The sequence below is a fragment of the Bacteroides cellulolyticus genome, assembly GCF_025567135.1.
Lineage (GTDB): Bacteria > Bacteroidota > Bacteroidia > Bacteroidales > Bacteroidaceae > Phocaeicola > Phocaeicola cellulolyticus.
In genome coordinates, this window is the sequence record NZ_JAOQJJ010000001.1 from 42,708 (window position 1) to 64,619 (window position 21,912).

16 protein-coding genes, 2 tRNA genes and 2 pseudogenes are annotated in these 21,912 nt (G+C 42.5%); 15 read left to right on the forward strand and 5 right to left on the reverse strand.

What is annotated here, in order from left to right; genetic code table 11:
* Nucleotides 1-79 precede the first annotated feature (79 nt).
* From OCV82_RS00150 to OCV82_RS00180, 7 genes and pseudogenes are all read left to right on the forward strand, one after another.
* Complete coding sequence (locus OCV82_RS00150) at nucleotides 80-1,747, forward strand: formate--tetrahydrofolate ligase (RefSeq protein WP_154042529.1); 1,668 nt, start codon at nucleotides 80-82, stop codon at nucleotides 1,745-1,747.
* Between the two features lie 165 nt (nucleotides 1,748-1,912).
* Nucleotides 1,913-3,193 (forward strand): TolC family protein, encoded by a 1,281-nt coding sequence (locus OCV82_RS00155; protein WP_154042530.1) that lies wholly within the window; start codon nucleotides 1,913-1,915, stop codon nucleotides 3,191-3,193.
* Nucleotides 3,194-3,269: 76 nt separating this feature from the next.
* A complete protein-coding gene (locus OCV82_RS00160) occupies nucleotides 3,270-4,160 on the forward strand; it encodes an HlyD family secretion protein (RefSeq protein ID WP_154042531.1) in 891 nt (296 codons plus the stop codon).
* 29 nt (nucleotides 4,161-4,189) lie between these two features.
* Nucleotides 4,190-5,104 (forward strand): ABC transporter ATP-binding protein, encoded by a 915-nt coding sequence (locus OCV82_RS00165; RefSeq protein WP_154042532.1) that lies wholly within the window; start codon nucleotides 4,190-4,192, stop codon nucleotides 5,102-5,104.
* An 8-nt stretch (nucleotides 5,105-5,112) separates the two neighbouring features.
* Nucleotides 5,113-5,847 (forward strand): annotated as a pseudogene (locus OCV82_RS00170) (ABC transporter ATP-binding protein); the annotation flags it as partial.
* A gap of 5 nt (nucleotides 5,848-5,852) precedes the next feature.
* Entirely contained in the window at nucleotides 5,853-6,959 is a 1,107-nt protein-coding gene (locus OCV82_RS00175; protein ID WP_154042534.1) for an ABC transporter permease, read from the forward strand.
* A gap of 7 nt (nucleotides 6,960-6,966) precedes the next feature.
* Nucleotides 6,967-8,088 carry an ABC transporter permease gene (locus OCV82_RS00180; RefSeq protein WP_154042535.1) on the forward strand — a complete coding sequence of 374 codons (1,122 nt, stop codon included), beginning with the start codon at nucleotides 6,967-6,969 and terminating at the stop codon, nucleotides 8,086-8,088.
* Between the two features lie 114 nt (nucleotides 8,089-8,202).
* On the opposite strand, the gene gcvP is transcribed toward OCV82_RS00180, so the two are convergent.
* From gcvP to OCV82_RS00200, 4 genes are all read right to left on the reverse strand, one after another.
* Entirely contained in the window at nucleotides 8,203-11,052 is a 2,850-nt protein-coding gene (gene gcvP, locus OCV82_RS00185) for an aminomethyl-transferring glycine dehydrogenase (protein ID WP_154042536.1), read from the reverse strand.
* A gap of 126 nt (nucleotides 11,053-11,178) precedes the next feature.
* Nucleotides 11,179-11,817 carry an MBL fold metallo-hydrolase gene (locus tag OCV82_RS00190; RefSeq protein WP_154042537.1) on the reverse strand — a complete coding sequence of 213 codons (639 nt, stop codon included), beginning with the start codon at nucleotides 11,815-11,817 and terminating at the stop codon, nucleotides 11,179-11,181.
* A 3-nt stretch (nucleotides 11,818-11,820) separates the two neighbouring features.
* The gene (rsmG, locus tag OCV82_RS00195; protein WP_154042538.1) at nucleotides 11,821-12,447 is read right to left on the reverse strand and encodes a 16S rRNA (guanine(527)-N(7))-methyltransferase RsmG; all 627 of its coding nucleotides are present in this window, start codon (nucleotides 12,445-12,447) and stop codon (nucleotides 11,821-11,823) included.
* Nucleotides 12,448-12,483: 36 nt separating this feature from the next.
* On the reverse strand, nucleotides 12,484-13,338 hold the full coding sequence (locus OCV82_RS00200) for a DUF3298 and DUF4163 domain-containing protein (RefSeq protein WP_154042539.1): 855 nt from the start codon (nucleotides 13,336-13,338) through the stop codon (nucleotides 12,484-12,486).
* Between the two features lie 174 nt (nucleotides 13,339-13,512).
* On the opposite strand from OCV82_RS00200, the gene lipB reads away from it, so the two are divergent.
* The 3 genes from lipB to OCV82_RS00215 all read left to right on the forward strand — a co-directional run bounded on the left by lipB (nucleotide 13,513) and on the right by OCV82_RS00215 (nucleotide 14,497).
* Complete coding sequence (lipB, locus tag OCV82_RS00205; protein WP_154042540.1) at nucleotides 13,513-14,175, forward strand: lipoyl(octanoyl) transferase LipB; 663 nt, start codon at nucleotides 13,513-13,515, stop codon at nucleotides 14,173-14,175.
* Between the two features lie 141 nt (nucleotides 14,176-14,316).
* Nucleotides 14,317-14,389 (forward strand) — tRNA-Lys (locus OCV82_RS00210).
* 35 nt (nucleotides 14,390-14,424) lie between these two features.
* A tRNA-Lys gene (locus OCV82_RS00215) sits at nucleotides 14,425-14,497 on the forward strand.
* A 160-nt stretch (nucleotides 14,498-14,657) separates the two neighbouring features.
* Here the strand turns inward: OCV82_RS00215 and ric are convergent.
* Nucleotides 14,658-15,374 (reverse strand): iron-sulfur cluster repair di-iron protein, encoded by a 717-nt coding sequence (ric, locus tag OCV82_RS00220; protein WP_154042541.1) that lies wholly within the window; start codon nucleotides 15,372-15,374, stop codon nucleotides 14,658-14,660.
* Between the two features lie 920 nt (nucleotides 15,375-16,294).
* Here ric and OCV82_RS00225 point away from each other — a divergent pair.
* The 5 genes and pseudogenes from OCV82_RS00225 (at nucleotide 16,295) to ilvA (ending at nucleotide 21,854) form a co-directional block, all read left to right on the forward strand.
* Complete coding sequence (locus OCV82_RS00225; protein WP_154042542.1) at nucleotides 16,295-16,681, forward strand: hypothetical protein; 387 nt, start codon at nucleotides 16,295-16,297, stop codon at nucleotides 16,679-16,681.
* 3 nt (nucleotides 16,682-16,684) lie between these two features.
* On the forward strand, nucleotides 16,685-17,404 hold the full coding sequence (locus OCV82_RS00230) for a hypothetical protein (RefSeq protein ID WP_154042543.1): 720 nt from the start codon (nucleotides 16,685-16,687) through the stop codon (nucleotides 17,402-17,404).
* Nucleotides 17,405-17,891: 487 nt separating this feature from the next.
* Nucleotides 17,892-19,198, forward strand: a pseudogene (locus OCV82_RS00235) (anaerobic C4-dicarboxylate transporter family protein).
* A 216-nt stretch (nucleotides 19,199-19,414) separates the two neighbouring features.
* A complete protein-coding gene (locus tag OCV82_RS00240; protein ID WP_154042544.1) occupies nucleotides 19,415-20,404 on the forward strand; it encodes a Fic family protein in 990 nt (329 codons plus the stop codon).
* A gap of 253 nt (nucleotides 20,405-20,657) precedes the next feature.
* On the forward strand, nucleotides 20,658-21,854 hold the full coding sequence (gene ilvA, locus OCV82_RS00245; RefSeq protein WP_154042545.1) for a threonine ammonia-lyase: 1,197 nt from the start codon (nucleotides 20,658-20,660) through the stop codon (nucleotides 21,852-21,854).
* Nucleotides 21,855-21,912: the final 58 nt, after the last annotated feature.

Genomic DNA, 21,912 nt, shown 5'->3' on the forward strand with positions numbered 1-21,912 from the left:
TAGTGTATATTACTTTGTTGTTTCATTCACAAATATAAAGTTTTTTTTCTTACCTTTGCAAGCATCTAAAAATAAGAATATGAAATCAGATATAGAAATCGCACGCAGTATTGAGTTAACCAAAATCAAACAGGTTGCTGCAAATTTCGGTATGCCATTGGAATACGTCACACACTACGGACGCTACATGGCTAAAGTTTCGGAAGAAATAATAGATGAAGAGAAAGTAAAAAACAGTAATCTTATTCTGGTTACAGCCATCACCCCTACAAAGGCAGGTATCGGTAAGACTACAGTGTCAATAGGTCTGGCATTGGGACTTAACAAGATAGGCAAGAAAGCTATCTGTGCCTTGCGCGAGCCGTCACTGGGCCCATGTTTCGGTATGAAGGGTGGTGCAGCCGGAGGTGGTTATGCACAGGTTCTTCCTATGGAGAAAATCAATCTTCATTTCACTGGCGACTTCCACGCCATCACTTCTGCACATAACATGATTGCAGCACTTCTTGACAACTACATGTATCAGAACCAGGACAATGGTTTTGCCATGAAGGAAGTGTTGTGGAACAGAGTACTCGACGTAAACGACCGTGGATTGAGATATATCGTTACAGGTCTTGGCGGCAAGACAAACGGTATCACACGCGAATCAAGTTTTGATATCACTCCTGCATCGGAAATCATGGCTATCCTTTGTCTTGCAAAGGATGAGGCTGACCTTCGCCGCAGAATAGAGAATATTCTCCTTGGCTTTACTATCGACAACAAGCCTTTCACAGTGAAAGACCTTGGAGTGGCAGGTGCCATAACAGTGTTGCTTAAGGATGCCCTTTCTCCAAACCTTGTACAGACTACAGAGGCTACTCCTGCATTCGTTCACGGAGGTCCGTTCGCCAATATAGCACACGGATGTAACTCTGTTCTTGCTACCAAGCTTGCAATGACTTTCGGTGACTATGTAATTACAGAAGCCGGATTCGGTGCCGACCTGGGTGCAGAAAAATTCTATGACATCAAGTGCCGCAAGGCAGGTCTGCAGCCTAAGCTTACAGTGATTGTTGCAACTGCTCAGGGATTGAAGATGCATGGTGGAGTTGAAATTGACAAGATTAAGGAACCTAACCTTGAAGGATTGCGCGAGGGAGTGAAGAACCTCGACAAGCATATCGAGAACCTTCAGTCGTTCGGACAGACTGTAGTTGTGGCATTCAACCGTTATGCAAACGATACTGAGGAAGAAATCAATTTCGTTCGTCAGCACTGCGAGGAAATGGGAGTAGGATTTGCCGTTAACAATGCATTTGCCGAAGGTGGTGCAGGTGCTGTTGAGCTTGCAAACCTTGTAGTTGATACTATAGAGAACAAGCCGTCTGCTCCTCTCTCATTTGCATACGATGAAGAAGACTCAGTAGAGGTTAAAGTCACTAAAGTGGCATGCGAACTTTACGGTGCTAAACAGGTGTTGTTCGGCCCTGCTGCAAGAAAGAAACTGAAGATGATAGAAGAACTCGGTTTCAGTCACTTCCCTATATGTATTGCCAAAACACAGTATTCGTTCTCTACAGATCCGAAACTGTACGGAGTGGCATCAGGATTCAACTTCGCAGTGCGCGATATAGTAATCAATGCCGGAGCTGAGATGTTGGTAATCGTTGCAGGTGAAATGATGCGTATGCCGGGATTGCCTAAGGAACCACAGGCACTTCATATTGATATCGTTAACGGTGAAATAGAAGGATTGTCTTAATTTTGAAGTTAAAGGAATAAAAGAATTTATAGAAGTTAGGTAGTCTGCCATGGATGTTATGTCCGTGGCAGATTTTTTTTGTCTTTTAAAAAATAAAGTATCGTATCTTGTTATACTTAAAATAAAATGATAATTTTAAGACACTAATTAATATTATGTTATAGAATGAAAAGACTATGTACTACCGCCATTGCAGTAGCCTTATCTGCATTGTGCTTCGGACAGACGAGTATAACCATAGAGGAGTGTTACAGAAAAGCCAGGGAGAATTATCCTCTTATCAGAAAGCTTGGTCTGGTGGAAAAGACTAAGGAATATAATATTGATAATCTCAATAAGGGCTATCTTCCCCAACTGATGTTCTCCTCAAAGGCGACATATCAGTCCGATGTCACGAAGATACCTATCGACCTTGAGGCTATGGGCTTTAAGGGAGTGGAGATTCCGCATCTCAGCCAGGATCAGTATGGCATATCGCTCGACCTCAATCAGACTATCTGGGACGGTGGGGCAATCAAATCATCTAAAGAGGCAGTGAAATCTTCTTCTGAGGTTGAAAGGAGCAATATTGAGGTCAGTCTCTATGCCGTAAACGAAAGAATTAACCAGATCTATTTCGGAATACTGCTTGCCGATGCACAGATAGAGCAGAACAGGGTGCTGAAAAAAATCCTTGCAGACAGCTATGCTCAGGTGGAGTCCTACGTAAAGAACGGTATAGCCAATCAGTCAGATCTGGATGCCATCAGGGTAGATATTATTAAGTCAGAACAGAACGAAATAGACTTTCTGACGGCAAGAAACACATATATCGCTATTCTTGCCAAACTTACAGGTATGGAGATTGATGAGGAAACAAAGTTAGTGAAACCTTTGCCGGAACGTCCAACGCAGAGCGATGCTTTCGGACGACCGGAGATGAGCCTGTTCGATGCGCAGGTGATGAAGTACAGAAGCGATTATAACCGTATCAATTCAGGGCTTTATCCCCGCCTGAGTGTTTTCGCCACAGGAGGATATGGCAAACCGGGACTTGATATGTTCGAAAATAAGTTTGCTCCATACTACATAGCCGGGATAAAGCTGAACTGGAATATCGGCAACTTCTATTCTCTGAAAAGTCAGAGAAAGCTGATACGCAACAATATAGATATGGTGGAAAACCAGCGTGAACTCTTTCTCTTCAATACTGATATTGACAAGACGCAGAAAGAGCTTGCAATAGACAAATACATGGATCAGATAAAGTACGATGACGAGATTATCCGCCTGAAGACTTCAATCAGAAAAGCATCAGAGGCAAAGATAGCCAACGGGACTATATCCGGTACAGATCTTATGCGTGACATCAATTCGGAGCATGCTGCCATACAGACAAAGATTCTGCATGAGATACAGCTTCTGCTTGCCATCTACGATTTCAAGTATGTGATGAACGACTTTTAAATACCATTTAAACACCGTTTAAAAGCCTTTTAAAACACTTTGCAAAAACTTTTCAATACATAAAAAACAGGGAAATATGAGAAACATTCTTTTTATTATATCAGCAATGGCTCTCCTGACAGCATGTTCGGGAAGCGACAGTAAGTACGATGCTTCGGGAGTATTCGAAGTGACAGAAGTAATGGTATCGGCAAGAGTGGCCGGTGAGATTATGGAACTTGATATAGACGAAGGTACGGAAGTTACTGCAGGTAAGCCTGTGGGATATATTGATACCGTACAGCTTTACCTTCAGAGGCTTCAGCTTGAGGCCAATGTAAAGGCGACAGAAAGCCGTATATGTGATGTGGAGAGACAGACAGCAGCCATACGTCAGCAGATTGCTACACAGAAAAAGGAACAGACCCGATTCGAAAATCTAGTAAACGCCAATGCCGGAAACCGCAAGCAGTTGGACGATATCACTGCTGCCATCAATCTGTTGGAGAAACAGTTGGATGCACAGACCGAAACATTGATAAACGGCAATGCCAATGCCAAGGCTCAGGCAGAAGCCTTGAAGGCTCAGATAGCACTTACGAACGATATGATAAGTAAAAGTACTATCGCATCACCGGTTGACGGAACAGTTATGGCCAAGTATGTAGAAAAAGGAGAACTTGCCGTACAGGGACGCACTCTGTTCAAGGTGGCAAATATCAACGATATATATCTGAAAGCTTATATCACATCCGGACAGATTACCGGTCTGAAGATTGGTCAGGAAGTAAAGGTTTTTGCCGATAGCGGTGACTCCGACAGAAAGGAATACCGCGGAGTAATTTCATGGATTTCAGACAAGGCAGAGTTTACTCCGAAGACCATTCAGACACGCGATGAACGTGCTAACCTTGTATATGCCGTAAAGATTAAGGTACAGAACGACGGATATATCAAGCGCGGAATGTATGGCGAGGTGAGTTTTTAATTCTTAATTTTTAATTTTTAATTCAAAAAATGCCCTCAGTATCAGTAACACAATTATCAAAATCATATAGTTCAATCAAGGCGCTCGACAATGTCAGCTTTGATGTTCCGAAAGGCGAACTCTTCGGTATCATAGGTCCGGACGGAGCGGGGAAGACTACACTCTTCCGTCTCCTCACCACACTGATATTGCCGGACAGTGGCAGTGCCGTGATTGAAGGTCTTGATGTGGTGAAGGACTATGCCGCAGTACGTAATATAATAGGGTATATGCCCGGCAAATTCTCATTGTATCAGGACTTGACCGTAGAGGAAAACCTGAATTTCTTTGCTACGGTATTCAATACTACTGTAAAGGAAAATTACCATCTGATAGAAGATATCTATAAGCATATCGAACCGTTCAAGACTCGCCGGGCAGGAAAATTATCGGGAGGTATGAAGCAGAAACTAGCACTGAGCTGTGCACTTATCCATAAACCGAAAGTCCTCTTTCTTGACGAGCCTACCACCGGAGTAGATCCCGTATCAAGAAAAGAATTTTGGGAAATGCTTCTGAAACTGAAGAACCAGGGTATAACCATCATTGTATCAACACCGTATATGGACGAAGCCAGACTTTGTGACAGGATAGCACTGATGCAGAACGGAAAGTTCCTTAGGATAGATTCGCCGGACAATATCATAGCATCCTATCCCCCAAAACTATGCTCTGTCACAGCAGACAATATGCACGGACTGCTGAACGACCTGCGTTCCTGCCCATACTTGAAATCGTCGTTCTCATTCGGTGCATGCTATCATGTCACTATGGTTGAAAGTGCTACTGCCGCTATACTCAACGAATATCTGATTAATAAGGGATACGGAAATATTGATATTACAGAGATTAAGCCTACAGTGGAAGACTGTTTCATGTTGATGTTAAAGGAGGATGAGCAATGAAAGAAGAATACGTTATACAGGCCGAGAACCTTACCAAGAGGTTTGGCAATTTTACGGCAGTCGATCATATTACTTTCAACGTAAGGAAAGGAGAAATCTTCGGTTTCCTTGGTGCCAACGGGGCGGGCAAGACTACAGCTATGCGAATGCTTTGTGGACTGAGCCGTCCTACAGAGGGTAAGGGAACAGTGGCAGGTTTCGACATAGATAGCGAACCTGAAAAGGTAAAGCGCAATATCGGCTATATGAGCCAGAAATTCTCATTGTATGAAGATCTGAAAGTATGGGAGAACCTGCGTCTGTACGGAGGTATTTACGGTATGAAGGATAAGGAAATAGCCGAAAAGACTGATGCAGTTCTCCGCAGTATAGATATGGAATCAGAGCGCGACACCATAGTGTGCGACCTTCCTTTGGGCTGGAAACAGAAACTTGCATTTGCCATATCCACTTTCCATAATCCCAAGATAGTATTTCTTGACGAGCCAACTGGTGGGGTAGATCCTATCACGCGCCGCCGTTTCTGGGAACAGATATACGGTGCGGCGTCAAGCGGTATCACGGTGTTTGTCACCACTCACTATATGGATGAGGCCGAATACTGCGACCGCGTCTCCATTATGGTAGATGGCAGGATAAAGGCGCTGGACAGCCCTATGGCTCTGCGTAACAAATTTGGTGTGTCGGACATGGACGAAGTATTCCGCATGTTGGCACGCGAAGCTACACGAAAAGGAGATTGACAGTTATGAAACAGTTTATTACATTTGTCCGAAAGGAATTCCTTCACATATTCCGCGATTCCAGAACAATGCTTATCCTCCTGGGTATGCCCATGGTACAGATGCTTCTGTTTGGTTTTGCCATTACCACCGAAGTGAGAAACACCAAGGTTGCTGTGTTCGATCCTTCACAAAGTATGGAAACAAGAGCCATAAAAGAGCGTTTCGATGCCAGTGAATATTTCACCATTGCCGAGGAAATTCGGGATGTATCGCGCATAAACGATGTATTCAAGTATGGCGAGATTGGCCTTGTCATGGTGTTCAGCGATGATTTCGAAAATGAACTCCATAAGGGAGGCGATGCCGCCGTGCAGCTTATTACCGACGGTACGGAACCTAATCAGGCGTCAATGATAACAGGCTATGCATCCAATATCCTCGCACAGAGCATGCAGGAACTGTCCGAAGGTAGCAGTGCCCCGTGCCGTATAATACCCGAGATAAGGATGCTGTACAACCCACAGGCAGAGAGCGCATACAACTTCGTTCCCGGAGTAATGGGAATGATACTTATGCTTATCTGTGCCATGATGACCTCAATAGCCATTGTGCGCGAAAAGGAGAATGGCACAATGGAGATTCTCCTTGTATCACCAATGAAACCGATATATATCATCCTTTCGAAAGTAACACCATATTTCACACTGTCACTGGTAAACCTTATAACCATACTACTGCTTTCGGTATATGTACTCGGAGTTCCGATTGCCGGCAGTCTGTCTCTGCTGTTTTTCGTATCGGTGATATTCATCTTCCTTGCATTGTCGCTCGGACTGCTGATCTCCAATGTGGTGAATACCCAGGTGGCAGCCATGCTCGTATCAGGAATGGGACTTATGATGCCCGTCATGCTCCTTTCCGGTCTGATATTTCCGGTAGAAAGCATGCCCATTCCGCTACAGTGCCTTTCCGCCATTGTTCCCGCAAGATGGTATGTCGATGCCATCAGAAAGATAATGATTCAGGGAGCAGAGATACAGTTCGTCCTGAAGGAGATAGGAATACTGCTTTTTGTCACGGTTGCCTTGGTAGCACTGAGTCTGAAAACATTCAAGAACCGTTTAAACTGAAATGTCTATGCTGAAATATTTGTTGGAAAAAGAATTCAAGCAGATAATGAGGAACAAGTTCATTCCCAAGATGATAATAGCCATGCCTCTTTTCATGATGCTTATCATGCCATGGGCTGCAAATCAGGAAGTGACGAATATCCGTCTTACTGTGGTTGACAACGACCGCAGCGTGATATCAGACGAACTGGTGCGCAAGGTAGTTTCGTCAGGATATTTTATCTTCCAGTCGGTGTCCGACGGTAGTGAGGAAGCCCTCAGAGACGTCGATGCCGGAAAGGCAGATATAATACTCGACATTCCGGACGGATTCGAGAAAGATTTACAGACTGAGAGAGTAGCAGGTGTGATGATTTCGCCAAACTCCGTAAACGGAACCAAGGGAATTCTGGGCAGTAGCTATCTTTCTACGATAGTCAATGATTTTGCGGCATCGCTGTCTGGAGAAATGATGATGTCGCAACCGGCTGTAACTAGTTCAGTGGGAAACTCATTCAGGATTATGCCCCAATACAAGTTCAATCCACACCTCGACTATAAAGTCTTTATGGTACCTGCCATAATGGTGATGCTACTCACCATGATAACCGGATTTCTCCCTGCGTTCAATATAGTGGGCGAGAAAGAAGCCGGTACCATAGAGCAGATAAATGTGACTCCAGCAAGCCGTATGCAGTTCATACTTGCCAAGCTGATACCTTACTGGTGTATAGGTCTTATAGTCTTTACACTCTGTATGTTGCTGGCTGTGTTTGTATATTCACTGATACCTGTTGGCAGCCTTCTGACGATATATCTATTCGCTGTGGTATATATCGTTGCCGTATCAGGTATGGGACTTGTAGTATCCAATTATTCTGATACCATGCAGCAGGCCATGTTCGTGATGTTCTTCTTCATAATGATATTCCTGCTTATGAGCGGACTTCTCACTCCCGTAGCCAGTATGCCGGACTGGGCACAGTATATAACCATATTCAATCCGTTGAAATATTTTATCAGCGTCATGCGTATGGTATATCTCAAAGGCAGCGGTTTTGCCGAACTCGTTCCGTATTTCCTGTCCCTATGCGGTTTTGCCGTGGTGTTCAATGCTTGGGCGATATTGGGGTATAGGAAGAGGAGTTGAGTATTAGTTGTTAGTTTTTAGAGAAGATTTGAAGTAAAATAATCATACAATTAAACAAAAAAATGGCGAGAGTACAATCCCGCCATTTTTCATTATTAATTATTCATTTTTAATTCATTCAAACGACCCATACCGTGTCGGTAACAGCTTGCGGTCGCCCAATGTATTGTCTATTCTTGCCACATTTATCCAGAACTTGTTCTGTCTTACGCTTTCCAGCGGATATACAGCTTTTGCGCGTGTGTAAGGATGATCCCATTCACCTTCCACCACTTCATATTCCGGATGAGGCGCATTCTTCAGAACATTGTCTTCTGCAGAAGCGGTTCCGTTCTTCACTTCCTCAATCTCATTCCAGATACTCAGCATAGTATCTACAAAGTTGTCAAGCTCTGCAAGACTTTCACTTTCTGTCGGTTCAATCATAAGAGTGCCGTGAACAGGGAATGAAAGGGTAGGAGCATGATAGCCGTAATCCATCAGACGCTTTGATATATCGTTTTCGTCGATACCGCTTTCCTCATGCAGTCTTCTGCAGTCAAGTATCATTTCGTGTCCCACAAATCCGTTTGTACCTCTATATACTATTCCGTAAGTGTCGTTCAGGCATGCAGCCAGATAGTTGGCATTGAGGATAGCAGCCTTAGTCGCGTTCTCCAGACCTTCAGCACCCATCATGCAGATATATGCGTATGTGATAGGCAGGATTCCGGCACTGCCGTAAGGAGCTGCTGAGACCTCGTTCAGAGCATTGCCGGTTGAAGCATGTCCCGGCAGGAAAGGAACCAGATGCGATTTCACGCATACAGGACCAACACCCGGACCGCCACCACCGTGAGGGCTGGCAAATGTCTTGTGCAGATTCAGATGACATACGTCCGCACCGATAGTACCAGGGTTGGTAAGTCCCACCTGAGCATTCATGTTCGCACCGTCCATATAGACCTGTGCACCGCAGTTATGTATGATATTGCAGATTTCCACTATATCGGCCTCAAAGATTCCGTGAGTGGAAGGATAAGTAATCATCAGTGCTGCCAGACGATCCTTGTTTTCTTCGGCTTTGTGTTTCAGGTCTTCCACATCCACATTGCCATGTTCGTCGCACGCACAGGTCACAGTGGTAAATCCGGCCTGAATAGCCGATGCAGGATTTGTTCCGTGAGCCGATGCAGGAATAAGAATAATATCCCTGTCACCCTGACCGATGCTGTTCAGATAAGCCGCAATGACGCGCAGACCTGTATATTCGCCTGCTGCACCTGAGTTAGGTTGGAGAGTTACCCCGTCCATACCAGTGATAATAGCCAACTGTTCCGACAGATTTGTTATCAGCTCCATATAACCTTCAGCCTGGTCAGCCGGAGCCAGAGGATGCATGTTCATCCACCCCGCATTGCTGAGAGGGAGCATTTCGGAAGCCGCATTCAGCTTCATTGTACAAGAACCCAGTGAAATCATGGAATGAGCCAGAGAAATATCCTTACGTTCCAGACGCTTGATATATCTCATCATTTCAGTCTCAGTGTGATATTTGCAGAACACCTCGTGAGTGAGATATCCGCTCTGACGTTTCATATCCTTCTTGATAACCGATCCTTCAGGAATTTCAGCAGTTTCTGTGAAAGGTTTTTCTGCAGCAATGGTAAATATGCTTAACAGGAGATTTGCTTCGGCTACAGATGTAGTCTCGTTTACGCTCAGTCCCACATCACCATTGTCAAAATATCTCAGATTGACACCTTTGCCGACAGATATAGTCTTTATTTCGTCAGTCTTTACATGATCAGGCATCTGCAGTCTCAGAGTGTCGAAATAAACGGCATTCTTCTGCACATAACCAAGTTTTGAAAGCTGTTTAGCAAGCCAAACCGTAGTGCTGTGAATACCCGAAGCAATATTCTTTATACCTTCCTGGCCATGATATACGGCATAGAATCCCGCCATTGTAGCCAGCAAAGCTTGGGCTGTACAAATGTTAGATGTAGCCTTTTCGCGTTTGATATGCTGTTCGCGTGTCTGCAATGCCATACGATAGCACAGATGTCCATACTTGTCTTTCGACAGACCTATGATACGTCCCGGCATATTTCTCTTATATTCGTCCCTTGTAGCAAAATAAGCAGCCGACGGACCTCCGTAGAACATAGGAATACCCAGTCTCTGAGTGCTACCGAATACGATGTCGGCACCCCATTCACCCGGTGGAACGAGCAGAGCCAGCGACATGATGTCCGCATCCACAGCCACCTTGCATTCAGCCTGATGAGCCTTTTCTGTGAACTCTCTGTAGTCTTCCGCGCTACCGCTGTTGTTAGGATATTGCACTATGCAGCCGAACACATCCGGAGTAAATTCGAAATCCTTGTATGAGCCGGTCTTCACGTTCATGCCCTGAGGAATAGCCCTTGTCATGATAACGGCAAGGTTCTGCGGGAAAATCTCCTCATCCACAAACAGTGTACATGCCCCTTCCTTCTGCTGCTTGCGGCTTCTAAGTGAGAACATCATAGTGGCAGCCTCGGCAGCGGCTGTAGCTTCGTCAAGCAGAGAACAGTTGGCAAGCGGCATAGCCGTAAGGTCGCACACTGCAGTCTGGAAGTTGATAAGAGCCTCAAGTCGTCCCTGAGATATCTCAGCCTGATAAGGTGTATAAGAAGTGTACCACACAGGATTTTCGAATACGTTCCTCTGTATTACGGCAGGAGTGGCAGTGTCATACCATCCCTGACCGATATACGATTTGAATCTTGTGTTTTTCGCTGCCATACGGTTTATGTGGTTGGCAAACTCATATTCACTCATGGCAGGTTTAAGTGGCAGTCTCTCTTTAAGTCTTATTTCAGACGGGATGGTCTTTTCTATAAGTTCATCCACAGACTTTACTCCGATTTTTTTGAGCATAACAGGAATGTCCTGTTCCGAAATACCGATATGGCGGTCGGCAAATGAGAAACTTTTCATGGTAATATTAGTTTTAAGTTTGTGAGTTTTTAAGTTTTTAGTTTTTTTAAGGTGACAAGTTGACGAGTTGACAAGGTTTTTTATCGGATGGATGCCTTGTCAACTTGTAACTGTAGCCTTGTGGCCTTAACGGAAAAACGGATTATTCATCTTTTCGTTTCCTATTGTAGTAGGTTCGCTGTGTCCCGTATAGACTTTTGTATCGTCCGGCAGGGTGAACAGGCGGTTGCTTATACTGTCTATCAACTGTTTGTAGTTGCCTCCGTCAAGGTCAGTTCTTCCTATACTCCCTCTGAACAGTACATCGCCGCAGAACAGACAGCCATCCTTCTCGTTATAATATACAAGACTTCCCGGCGAGTGTCCCGGAGCCTTTATCACCTTCAGCGTTGTATTTCCGAAGTGAACCTCATCACCGTCGGCCAGCTGCTTTCCAAGTGCAGGAACATCCTCGTTCATCGCTATCCCGAACATGCGGCAATAATCCTTAGTCTTAGGCAACAGGAATTCATCGTCAGCCGAAGCCTCAGGCATAACGCCATAAGTCCTGCTCACAAAGGCATTTCCGAATATATGATCCAGATGCAGATGAGTGTTGAGCAGATGTTTCACAGTGAGTCCGTTTCTCTCGATATACTGCTTCAGCATCTCCTGCTCTTCCTCGTAATAACATCCGGCATCTATTATTACCGCTTCGTTAGTTTCGTCCGAAAGCACATACGTGTTTACCGGAAACATATTGAATTCAAAGCATTTTATAGTCATAGATCATTTGTTTATAGTAACGTAAACCACCTTTTTGGTCTCGAAGAATTCCTCTTCGAAATAATCTTTCAGATCATACATCACTGTCTGATGTTTCACAGGCAGCACCTCGTTCTGAAGCTCACCGCCCTTCAGGCAGATAAGTCCGTTAGGCAAAGCGTTGTTCTGTTCCTTCTTGATATTCTTTCTGATTATTTTCAGAAGGTCTGTAAGCGGCATTACGGCACGGCTCACAACGAAATCGAACAGCTGCTTCTCTTCCTCGGCCCTGCAGTGACGTGTAGTGACATTCTTCAGTCCTATGGCAGAAGCTATTTCAGTAGCCACCTTCACCTTTTTTCCGATGCTATCTACCAGATGGAAATGAGTGTCCGGAAACATGATGGCCAACGGAATGCCAGGGAAACCGCCACCTGTTCCCAAGTCCATAATCTCAGTGCCCGGTCGGAAATTAATCACCTTGGCGATACCCAGCGAATGAAGTACATGGTGTTCGTACAGGTTTGTAATGTCTTTTCTGGAAATCACGTTAATCTTGCTGTTCCAGTCGGTATATAAATCGTATAAAGCCATGAACTGCTCCTTCTGTGTGTCGGTCAGTTCCGGAAAATATTTCTGTATAATCTCCATTTATTGAGTTAATAATTAAGAATTAAAAATTAAGAGCTATTTTCTGTTCAGCATCGTTTCAATCTCAGCGTATGGCACGTCGATGATGAATTCGCCCATAGAATACGGAGCTATGTCATATCTGTTGTAGAGAAACGAAACCCTGTCCTCAAGCAGCAGGAAGTTGTCAGGAATATAAAGCTCCACATCCAGCAACGCGCCGTTCTGTTTCAGCCCTTCCAGCGAAGTTATGGTGTCAGTCTCCAGTCTCTGGTTCACCTCGTCAATAAGATGCTTCAGTATCAGGCCGATGATTTCCTTCTCCTTGTCTTTTCTGAACACCACTTCCTTGGTAAGCACTTTACCCGATTTTGCCAGCAGGTTAGCCCATTTTATAGTAGTGTTAGGATGAGCTCCGCCTGTATCCTTGAAAGTAGATACGGAAAAATTCCATATACTGTCATTATTGAGCGACAGTTCCGAAGTAATCTCATATTCATAGTTATACCATGCAGGGATATCCTCCGGTTTTACTCCGTTATGAACGTCAGCCTCGTAGAATTTGGTGAGTTTGTCCCTGTAGTCCTGGGTATATTTGCCCACCACAGCAGGAATGGCTTCTTTCGGCTCCATATTGCTATATTTATAGCCGAACGCAATACTCTGAATTTTGGAATTTATGATGGCAGAAATTGAATCCTTCTCGTCTCCGGCCTCAAGATACATATAGTCTATGGAAACCTTGCATTTTGGCGATGCTTCGTCACCGGCTTTCAGCGAAACCAGAGTATCCGCCTGTATGCTTGACACTTTTGCAGTCTTGGCTGTTTCCGTATTTTGGCAACCCAGTAATGAGAAACACGCAAGCGCCCCACACATCAAGGTCGTATTAAGTACCGTTCTTTTTTTCATAAGCTGTTTTTGTGATATTTCTATTTAATACAAATATAAACAAAGTTCTTGAAAGAGTTAAACTGATACTTACATTTTAATAGTTTTTTGCTGTATCTGCAGCATGCTTTATGCCCTACATCTTGCAATATTAAGATAAAACCTATATTTTTGTTTTAAACTAAACCCATAACCATGAAAATAGAAGACTGGAAGCACATCCCTTATTCCGAAGCCTGGGAACGGCAGACGGAATTGTTCAATTCTTTAATAAAAGCCCGCAGCGAGGGACAACCGTATGAGAACCGTATAATCTTCTGTACGCACCCGCACGTATATACAATAGGCAAACACGGCAAGCAGGAAAACATGCTGATAAGCGACGAGATGCTTTCGCGCATAGGAGCCGAAGTGTTCCGTATCGACCGTGGAGGCGACATCACGTATCACGGTCCAGGACAGCTGGTATGTTATCCCATACTCTGTCTGGAGGACTACCATCTTGGACTGAAAGACTATCTTCACCTGCTTGAAGAAGCCGTTATCCGTACCTGCTCGCATTACGGAATAGTGTCAGACAGGGTAGCGGGAGCAACCGGAGTATGGCTTGACACCGGTACACCACGCGAAAGAAAGATATGTGCGATGGGAGTCCGGAGCAGCCATTTTGTCACTATGCACGGTCTTGCGCTCAATGTAAATACCGATCTCGATTATTTCCGTCATATCAATCCGTGTGGCTTTATAGATAAGGGCGTCACCTCTATTTTCAAGGAAACGGGCTCCGAAATACCTATGGACGAGGTCAGGGACATACTAAAAGAAGAGTTGCTCCGTCTTTTTTCCGAGAGGGTGTAAACCATCTGATAATGTGTGTCTTGAACGGTCTGTAAGCCCCCAGATAGTATTTAAAAGGATAAAAAACGGATAAAATTGTCTTTAAAATGTTTTGTAAATTAAAATAAAAGTCATACATTTGCACCCGCAATCGAAAATGATGCACTCTTAGCTCAGTTGGTAGAGCAACTGACTCTTAATCAGTGGGTCCAGGGTTCGAATCCCTGAGGGTGTACTTCTTTCGGGAAATTTGACAATAATTTAGTGGATGCACTCTTAGCTCAGTTGGTAGAGCAACTGACTCTTAATCAGTGGGTCCAGGGTTCGAATCCCTGAGGGTGTACGTACACTGACGGTTTTTTGGATTGGGGAATCCATTGGCCGGAAAAAACGAACAAGGAGTCCTTTAAATCGTGAAGATTTGAAGGGCTTTTTTATTTGTGTCTTCAAAAAAATAAGGGATGCCGAAGCATCCCCATTTTCTAAAAATACATTTCCTAATGTCAGAACATTCTTTGTTCAAGTTCCAGGCTTTTCGGGAACATGATATTGTTTTCAATATGTATATGTTCGAACAGTGCATTCACGAACTTCTCCAGTTCCGTCATCATCAGGCGGTAAGTATTGCATCCGTCCTGCGGAACTTCAAAATTTTTGGTAATCTCCTTTATGTGTAAATATCTGTTACCTTCATTCTCATGTTCCATGTTCATTACCATTATAGGATTTGCTATTGATCCGCAGTGCATAGGCTCAATACTGATATTTCTTTCCGACGCATCGAAAAGTTCAAGCAGGTATGGGAACAGTACATTCTCTTCTTTCTGCAGATGGTTTTCCAGATCTTCAAGCGAAACGCTGACCTGTTCGTACAGCTCGTTCAGTTCCGGATGTCTCTCTCCATGTGCTTTCTTCACTTTTTCTATCAGTTCCAGAAGTACCGGACCATTGTTTCTGATTCCTCGGTGATGTATCTTTAGTACATAGTCAATAAGCAGGTCGATAGGCCAGGAGGCAAACGGAATACCACCTTCCGAAACGGTGTTGTTATCATTTATGGCATTAATGACAGTATCTACGTCCACATTGGCTTTCTTGCACGCTTCATCCAAGGCAACTTGACCATGGCAGCAGAAATCTATTCCAAACTTATAAAACACACTCGCCGTAGCAAATCTTTCGGCTACTATATCTCCAACATTTCTCTTTCTTAAATCCATATTGCTTAGTTTTTTAATTGTTTGCTGCAAAGGTAAGGATAATAAGCCGGGCAAACCGTAACATTTGTTACGTGGCTACATAATAATGGTTAATTGATATTCTGACGTATGTTAATTGTCATTTTGACAAATTGTAATTATGGGTTTCTGTGAATGGCTGTTTTGTGTGTGATGGTTCGATTGAAACTGAAAAAACGTATTTATACGGTTTTGTGAATTGGTAAAATTGTATTTATTGTGCTTGAAATTGTATTATGTGTAAGCAATTTTGGTAGTTGTTGTGATAATAGTTTTTAAATAATGTATTTCTATTGTTATTATGATACTTTGTGCGTCTTCTTTTCTGTTGATGAAATAGAATGAAATTTCCTGTTTTGCAATAGATTTTCAAAGGTTTTGCAAGCCTTTTGAAAATGCTTTGACATTCAAATTAAGACGTCAAGGCGTTTTGGTTGGAATTCCTTGTCGTTTTCTCTTGATTTTTGGGATGGGTGAGTGTTAATTTGTTTTTATGAATTTAAGGATATTATGGATTTTAGTTGATGATTTGTTAAGTATTTGTGTTGGTGGGCTTAACTTTTCTTTCCAGAATGATGATTGTTCTGATTTATAAAGTAAGAGATAATCGTGGATTTATGATAAAAAGTAATATTAAAAGAACTTTGGCTGTCTAAATGTTGAGAAACTGGTATCTCAAAGATAAAGGATGAGTTAAGGAGAAATGGCTCCGGTGCCGTTGTAATTGAGACAAACGAAGAGAAAAGTTACTTTATGATTGAGATACTTTGTAGAGAGGGAAGAAGCATATATTAAGAAGTTGAAATAGTCTATGAAACTAAAAACCTATAATGAGTTATTGTTTTTCAACAAATAATATTATTTTTGCTGTTAAAGGTAGTAATTGTAGAAAAACTAATGGTATGGATTTTAGTTCGATGAATAAAAATCAATTGATGATTTCTTTTTGTAGTCGTTCGAATCGTTTTGGGCTACAAATGTATTTGGATGAAGTGGAAAGAGAACCTCTTTGTTTGCACTGTGATAATATTATACAGGAAAAAGAAGAAATGGATCTTTTTATCATGACGAAAGCTAAAAAAGTTCATTTTATTCAAGAAAATGGTAGGACTATAGATCTTCCTCTTTCAGAATTTGATTATAACCGTGAAGAGGGATATTTGGAACATTCTTCTGAAAATATCGCAATTAATATTTTTAAGCCTCTTAATTGCTCATATACCTATACATATAATAGTCATGGAGAGATTGAAGACAGAAATCCTATTTATGATGTAGTTATTTATTAAGATATGACAAAAGTTGATGCAATAGAACAGGTTATGCTTGCCAATGGTGGTTCTGCAAGTCTTAGCCAAATATATGACCAGATAGAGAAATTTTATCCGACGGCAAAACAATCTGCTACTTGGGATGCAGGTATAAGAGGTGTTTTATATAGAGAATTAAGGCAAGGTTCACGTTTTAAAAAAATAGGATTAAGTATCTATGCTGTAAATGGTTATCAAGAGGAAAAAGTCCCTAAAATGACGGATAAAGTTCGGGCACACTCTTTTATGGAGGGAATATGTCTTGAACTTGGTAATGTACAGAAGTTTAAAACCTATACAGCTGATCCATCGATGCTTTATAGGGATAACACTCATTTATGTGACATAGCAACTTTGAGGCAACTGCCTGAATTCTCGTATCCTGAAATTGTTAAAGAAGCGAAGTTGGTAGATGTTCTTTGGATGAGTGACCGAAAACTCTCATTCCCTCAATATGCATTTGAGGTCGTAGATAGCATCGGTACTTTAGAAGGAGCATTTAAACGCTGTATGCAAATGCATAATTTTAGGACTCGCTTTTTTATCGTAGCTCCAGAGAAGCATAGGAAGAAATTTGAACAGACTATAGATTTGGAGATATATTATAAAGCAAAAGAACTTTTCTCTTTTATTAGTTATGATATGATGCTTGAAACGTATGATCATGTTGTGAATGGTGCAACTTCATTAAGCTGGTTATAATTATCTTTGCAGAATGGTCCCTCTCAAAAAAAATAATAATGAATCTGGCATAAGGTAATCTACAGTGTTGCAAAAATAGCCATCCGAATACGGGTGGCTTCTTTAATATTATTCGCAACAAAAAGCATAATCTTAAAACTTATTGAAAACTTGATTTGGATTGCTTGTATATGAATAATACTCTACTTCTATAAGTGATTTTTACATGTAATTATTATGAAAAAAAATTGAAGTAGTCTGTATATTTTGAAATCGAAGTTTAGTTGGTTCGTTATTTAATTTATCTTCATTTCTTTGTCTCTTTCACTGGTATAACGCAGGTTTATGCCAAAACCCCTATGCGATGAAAAAATATTTTTCAGGATAGTGGTATTAAATATATTGCAAAAACGAAATTCTTTGTCTATTTTGGGCACAGTCATAATCGATTGATTAAAATACCTTGTTTACTGTTTTTCACTTGCTAAACTTGATTAAATAAACTTATATGTTATTACAGTTACTGATTGTTTTGATTGCAATAATTATTGGAGCCAGGCTGGGAGGTATCGGCTTGGGAGTGATGGGTGGTATAGGTCTGGCCTTTCTGATATTTGTGTTTGGTCTTCAGCCTACGGCTCCTCCCATTGACGTAATGCTGATGATTGTGGCGGTTATTTCTGCGGCATCGTGTATGCAGGCAGCCGGTGGGCTGGACTATATGGTAAAGTTGGCCGAGAAGGTTCTGCGTAAAAATCCTTCGCATGTCACTATCTTGAGTCCGATTGTGACTTATCTCTTTACTTTCATTGCCGGGACAGGGCATGTGGCTTATTCTGTTCTTCCTGTAATAGCAGAAGTGGCGCGTGAGACCAAGATTCGTCCGGAACGTCCGTTGGGTATAGCTATCATAGCTTCGCAGCAGGCCATTACTGCCAGTCCTATTTCGGCGGCTACGGTGGCATTGTTGGGACTTTTGCCTGGTGTGACGCTTTTTGACATTATGGTTATTACGGTGCCGGCTACTCTGGTTGGTGTACTGGTAGGGGCGTTCTGCTCGATGAAAGTTGGTAAGGAACTGCTGGATGATCCTGAGTACCAACGTAGGGTGAAAGAGGGCCTTATCGGTGATGATAGCGTTAAGACGGCTGATGTGGCTAATGCGAATAAGGCTAAATGGTCTGTTATCATATTCTTGATGGCCACTTTGCTGATTGTGCTTTTCGGCTCTATCAGCGAGATGCGTCCTACGTTCATGGTAGAAGGAAAGGCGGTGATGATGGATATGCCGGCTATCATCGAAATCCTGATGCTGAGTGCAGCTGCACTGATTCTGCTCTTTTTGCGTATTGATGGTATCGAGGCTGTAAAAGGTAGTGTTTTCCCTGCAGGTATGCAGGCGGTGATTGCTATCTTCGGTATTGCCTGGATGGGTGAACTTTTATTAAAGGTAACATCGAACAGCTTACCGGCTCTATTGAAAGTATTGTTCAGAGTATGCCATGGCTGTTTGGGCTGGCTTTGTTTGTCATGTCTATTCTTCTTTACAGTCAGGCGGCTACTGTGCGTGCTATTGTTCCGTTAGGTTTGGCGTTGGGCATCTCGCCGTATCTTCTTATTGCAATGTTCCCTGCCGTAAACGGATATTTCTTTATTCCGAACTATCCTACTGTAGTGGCTGCCATAAACTTTGACCGTACCGGTACCACGGGCATCGGAAAGTATGTGTTGAACCATTCGTTCATGATGCCGGGACTGGTGGCTACGGGGGTGGCTATTACTACTGGTATGCTACTTGTTTCTGTCTTTTTCTGATAAGTGTCTGTATATCTCATTGCGAGGGTTGTCTATCATGAAACGGTGTATGGTGCAGGAGAGGGATTGTATTCAAATATTGATTAGGTCTTAAAGTTGGATATTAGTTACAGTGTAACGTGATAAAGTGTTTTTATTTTACTACATTTGTAGGAATAATATGTGTTTTTTAAGTAAGACATTATAATTTGAACATCACTGTAAATAATGTAGATTATGTATATACCACCGTTTACCGTTTCTTCAAAGGCCATTAATCTGATTGCTGAGATATCCTCAACTATAGAACGATATGCTATACGTATGGAGCAGTCGGATAGTCTCCGTTTACGGAAAGCCAATCGTATAAAAACAATTCACAGTTCATTGGCTATTGAAGGTAATAATCTGACAGAGAATCAGGTTCGTGATATAATAAACGGGAAGAATGTTGTGGCTCCACTTAAAGAAATTCAGGAAGTTAAGAATGCGATAGCAACATACGAATTATATCCTACGCTAAATCCTTTTTCTGTAGAGGACTTACTTAAAGCTCATGGGGTGATGATGCAGGCGTTAACAGGGGATGCGGGCAGATTTAGAGCAGGAGGTGTAGGTGTTTTCAGCGAAAAAGGATGTGTACACATGGCACCGCCGGCTGATAGGGTGCCAATGCTTGTTAATGATTTGTTTGAATGGCTTACTGAATCAACAGATCATTTGTTGATACGTTCATGTGTGTTTCATTATGAATTTGAGTTTATTCATCCGTTTAGTGATGGTAATGGGTGTATGGGTAGGTTGTGGCAGTCTCTTATTTTGGGCAGGTTGCATCCGTTATTTGAACATCTACCTGTAGAGAATATGGTATATGCAAATCAACAAGCTTATTATGATGCTATTACTGAAAGCTCACGGGTAGCTAATAGCTGTCCTTTTATAGATTTTATGCTGAATGAAATATTAAATGCTTTGAAAGCTCATAAGATTGAGAATGTAGTAGATGTCGGTATAAATGTCGGTATAAACGACGGTATAAATGTCGGTATAAACGAGCGGAACATATTGGCTATAATTGCTAATTCACCTAATGCTACGGTTAGGGATATGGCAGACTCATTGGGACTGTCGTTGAGGCAGTGTGAAAGGATTATTGCAGAAATGAAAAGGAAGAATCTTATCAAGAGAAAAGGGTCAAATAAGTCTGGTTTATGGGAGATAGTATAAAAGTAAAGCCGGTCATTCGGAAAATCCGAATAACCGGCTTATTTTTAAGTAGAGAATGTATGAAAAAACTAACTTTAAATGATTAAAGTAGTCTATCGGTATAACGCAGATATATGGAAAAACCCCTATACGGTGAAGAAAAAAATATCGGTCATGACAATTGTATGATAAAAAGAAGTATTTTTGCGCCCGAAATGATAAAGTGATAGGTAAAAAGTAATAAACTAGACAAAAGATTAAAAAAATAGTTCTTATGATAACATTAGACAGTATTTACAGGGCTTCGTTTGCTCTAAAGGATATAATAAGAAGAACAGATCTTATATATGCACCTCAGATAAATCCGGAAAGCCAGATATATCTTAAACCGGAAAATCTGCAATATACTGGTTCTTTCAAACTGAGGGGTGCTTGCTATAAAATAGCTTGTCTGACTGAAGAGGAGAAGAAGAAGGGGGTGATAGCATGTTCGGCGGGAAACCATGCTCAGGGTGTTGCTCTGGGTGCTACTAAGAATGGTATAGACTCGCTGATATGTCTGCCTGCAGGAGCTCCGATATCAAAGGTTGAGGCTACGAAGAGATATGGCGCGAAGGTTTGTCTTGTGCCGGGAGTGTATGATGACGCTTATCAGAAGGCTCTTGAACTGAAGGAAGAGAAGGGATATACGTTTATTCATCCGTTTGACGATGAGTATGTGATAGCCGGGCAGGGTACTATCGGTCTGGAACTGCTGAACCAGTTGCCTGATGTGGAGGCTGTGATTGTTCCTATTGGCGGTGGAGGTCTTATTTCGGGTGTGGCGTATGCTTTGAAATCTTTGAAGCCGGATGTAAAGGTTTACGGTGTACAGGCTCAGGGGGCGGCAAGTATGCTGCGCTCTATAGAAAAGGCGCATCGTGAGTGTCTGCCTTCTGTTTCGACTGTGGCTGACGGTATAGCGGTGAAGGAACCGGGAGAACATACGTTTGAGATCTGCAGCAAGTATGTTGACGGTATAGTGACTGTGACTGAGGATGAGATTTGCGCTGCCATTCTTGCATTAATGGAGCAGCAGAAACTTATCGCCGAAGGGGCGGGAGCTGTGGCTGTGGCGGCTGCGATGTTTAACAAGGTGCCTGTGGCTGGAAAGAAAACCATTTGTGTGGTGTCGGGAGGAAATATTGATGTTACTATCCTGAGCCGTGTAATCAACAGGGGTCTGGATATGTCTGGACGTACTTATACCGTGACACTTGACTTGCACGACAAACCGGGTGAACTGAAGGGAGTGGCGGAAATTATTGCAAATCTTGGAGGAAATATCATTTCCGTGCTTCATGAGAGAAACAACAATACAAGCAATGTTACTGCATGTTTCCTGCGTCTTGTGATGGAGACACGTAATGCAGAGCATATCGAGCTGATAAGAAGTGCCTTGCAGGAAGCGGGGTATTCTATTGTGGGATAAATGAATATTGGTAATACTGACATGAGCCGGCTATTCGTAAAAAGCGAATGACCGGCTC